At 54.0% G+C, this 3,606-nt stretch carries 2 rRNA genes; both read left to right on the plus strand.

Annotated features, from left to right (window positions below):
* The first annotated feature begins 270 nt into the window (after positions 1-270).
* Positions 271-3,374 (plus strand): 23S ribosomal RNA (locus tag OPU70_RS17530).
* A 106-nt stretch (positions 3,375-3,480) separates the two neighbouring features.
* Positions 3,481-3,597, plus strand: a 5S ribosomal RNA gene (gene rrf, locus OPU70_RS17535).
* The last annotated feature ends 9 nt before the right edge of the window (positions 3,598-3,606 follow it).

Consider the following 3,606-nt stretch of genomic DNA (forward strand, 5'->3'; position numbering starts at 1 on the left):
GGGGCTTCGTGAGCGGGGTGTCTGCACGCTGTTGGGTCCTGAGGGACCGGATGCGATCTTCGGATCGTTTCTGTACCTCTGGGCCTCTTGTTGTTTCCCCTGTGGGGGAGGCGGGAAGGGGTACCGCCCGTACTTTGAGAACTACACAGTGGACGCGAGCATCTTGCAACTGATCTTTGATCGGTTGCACAAGATGATCTTAAAGATCATTAGTCAATTTCAAGCCAGGCCCTGTGTCTGGTGTCGATTCTGATTCAAACTCATGTGATTTATCAAGTCTTTAAGAGCAAACGGTGAATGCCTTGGCATCTGGAGCCGAAGAAGGACGTAGCAATCTGCGATAAGCCTCGGGGAACTGATAAGCAAGTTTTGATCCGAGGGTGTCCGAATGGGGAAACCCCGCTGGGCGGCGTGCCGACCTAGTGACTCCCGCCTGAATATATAGGGCGGGTAGAGGGAACGTGGGGAAGTGAAACATCTCAGTACCCACAGGAAGAGAAAGCAACCGCGATTCCGTTAGTAGTGGCGAGCGAAACCGGAACAGGCTAAACCTAGCGTGTGTGATAGCCGGCAGGCGTTGCACGTTGGGGGTTGTGGGACTTTTCAGTCATCTCTGCCGAGATGGCGGCGTTACAAGATGGTATAGACGAACGGTCTTGAAAGGCCGGTCATAGAGGGTGCCAACCCCGTAGTCGAAATGCCACCCTTGGCGCGAAGAGTATCCCAAGTAGCACGGGGCCCGTGAAATCCCGTGTGAATCTGTCAGGACCACCTGATAAGCCTAAATACTCCCAGATGACCGATAGCGGACAAGTACCGTGAGGGAAAGGTGAAAAGTACCCCGGGAGGGGAGTGAAATAGTACCTGAAACCGTTTGCTTACAAACCGTTGGAGCAGCCTTAGTAGCTGTGACAGCGTGCCTTTTGAAGAATGAGCCTGCGAGTTAGCGATATGTGGCGAGGTTAACCCGTTGAGGGGTAGCCGTAGCGAAAGCGAGTCTGAATAGGGCGATTCAGTCGCATGTCCTAGACCCGAAGCGAAGTGATCTATCCATGGCCAGGTTGAAGCGACGGTAAGACGTCGTGGAGGACCGAACCCACTTAGGTTGAAAACTGAGGGGATGAGCTGTGGATAGGGGTGAAAGGCCAATCAAACTTCGTGATAGCTGGTTCTCTCCGAAATGCATTTAGGTGCAGCGTTGCGTGTTTCTTGCCGGAGGTAGAGCTACTGGATGGCCGATGGGCCCTACAAGGTTACTGACGTCAGCCAAACTCCGAATGCCGGTAAGTGAGAGCGCAGCAGTGAGACTGTGGGGGATAAGCTTCATAGTCGAGAGGGAAACAACCCAGACCACCAACTAAGGTCCCAAAGCGCGTGCTAAGTGGGAAAGGATGTGGAGTTGCCTTGACAACCAGGAGGTTGGCTTAGAAGCAGCCACCCTTGAAAGAGTGCGTAATAGCTCACTGGTCAAGTGATTCCGCGCCGACAATGTAACGGGGCTCAAGCACGCCACCGAAGTTGTGGCATTGACATTATTGGTAGGCCTTCGTGGTCCAGCCGTGTTGATGGGTAGGAGAGCGTCGTGTGGCCAGCGAAGCGGCGGTGTAAACCAGCCGTGGAGGCTACACGAGTGAGAATGCAGGCATGAGTAGCGAAAGACGTGTGAGAAACACGTCCTCCGAAAGACCAAGGGTTCCAGGGTCAAGCTAATCTTCCCTGGGTAAGTCGGGACCTAAGGCGAGGCCGACAGGCGTAGTCGATGGACAACGGGTTGATATTCCCGTACCGGCGAAGAACCGCCCAAGCTAATCCAGTAGTGCTAAGTGTCTGAATCCCAGTGACTGATCCCTTCGGGGTGACGCGTTGGGCCTAGCGCACGACCCCATTCTGGTGCGGTTAGCGTATTAACAGGTGTGACGCAGGAAGGTAGTCCAGCCGGGCGATGGTTGTCCCGGTGCAAGTGCGTAGGCCGAGAGATAGGCAAATCCGTCTCTCACATAGGCTGAGACACGATGCGGATAAAAAGTGGATGATCCTATGCTGCCAAGAAAAGCATCGACGCGAGGTTCCAGCCGCCCGTACCCCAAACCGACTCAGGTGGTCAGGTAGAGAATACCAAGGAGATCGAGAGAATCGTGGTTAAGGAACTCGGCAAAATGCCCCCGTAACTTCGGGAGAAGGGGGGCCTTCGACGTATTAGGACTTGCTCCGAAAGCGTTTGGAGGCCGCAGAGACTAGTGGGTAGCGACTGTTTACTAAAAACACAGGTCCGTGCCAAGTCGCAAGACGATGTATACGGACTGACGCCTGCCCGGTGCTGGAAGGTTAAGAGGACCGGTTAGCCGCAAGGCGAAGCTGAGAATTTAAGCCCCAGTAAACGGCGGTGGTAACTATAACCATCCTAAGGTAGCGAAATTCCTTGTCGGGTAAGTTCCGACCTGCACGAATGGCGTAACGACTTCCCAACTGTCTCAACCGCGAACTCGGCGAAATTGCATTACGAGTAAAGATGCTCGTTACGCGCAGCAGGACGGAAAGACCCCGTGACCTTTACTATAGCTTTGTATTGGTGTTCGGTGTGGCTTGTGTAGGATAGGTGGGAGACTGTGAAGCATGGACGCCAGTTCATGTGGAGTCATTGTTGAAATACCACTCTGGTCACTCTGGATATCTAACTTCGAACCGTAATCCGGTTCAGGGACAGTGCATGGTGGGTAGTTTAACTGGGGCGGTTGCCTCCCAAAAAGTAACGGAGGCGCCCAAAGGTTCCCTCAACCTGGTTGGCAATCAGGTGTCGAGTGTAAGTGCACAAGGGAGCTTGACTGTGAGACTGACAGGTCGAGCAGGGACGAAAGTCGGGACTAGTGATCCGGCAGTGGCTTGTGGAAGCGCTGTCGCTCAACGGATAAAAGGTACCTCGGGGATAACAGGCTGATCTTGCCCAAGAGTCCATATCGACGGCATGGTTTGGCACCTCGATGTCGGCTCGTCGCATCCTGGGGCTGGAGTAGGTCCCAAGGGTTGGGCTGTTCGCCCATTAAAGCGGTACGCGAGCTGGGTTTAGAACGTCGTGAGACAGTTCGGTCCCTATCCGCTGCGCGCGTAGGAAATTTGAGAGGATCTGACCCTAGTACGAGAGGACCGGGTTGGACGAACCTCTGGTGTGTCAGTTGTTCCGCCAGGAGCACCGCTGATTAGCTACGTTCGGGATGGATAACCGCTGAAAGCATCTAAGCGGGAAGCCGGCCTCAAGATGAGATTTCCATACCTTCGGGTGAGAGGCTCCCAGCCAGACTACTGGGTTGATAGGCCAGATGTGGAAGTGCAGTAATGCATGCAGCTGACTGGTACTAATAAGCCGATGACTTGATAACACACCGTTTGTTGGTGCTACGCGTCCACTGAGTGGTTCTCGATGTACGGTCGAGAACCGCATGACAATGACTTTGTTATGTGTTTTGATTGAAACATCTATAGTGTTTCGGCGGCCATAGCGTGAGGGAAACGCCCGGTTACATTCCGAACCCGGAAGCTAAGCCTCACAGCGCCGATGGTACTGCAGGGGGGACCCTGTGGGAGAGTAGGACACCGCCGGACTTCTTTTAA

This window comes from Microbacterium sp. SWDP-B6 (assembly GCF_059803615.1).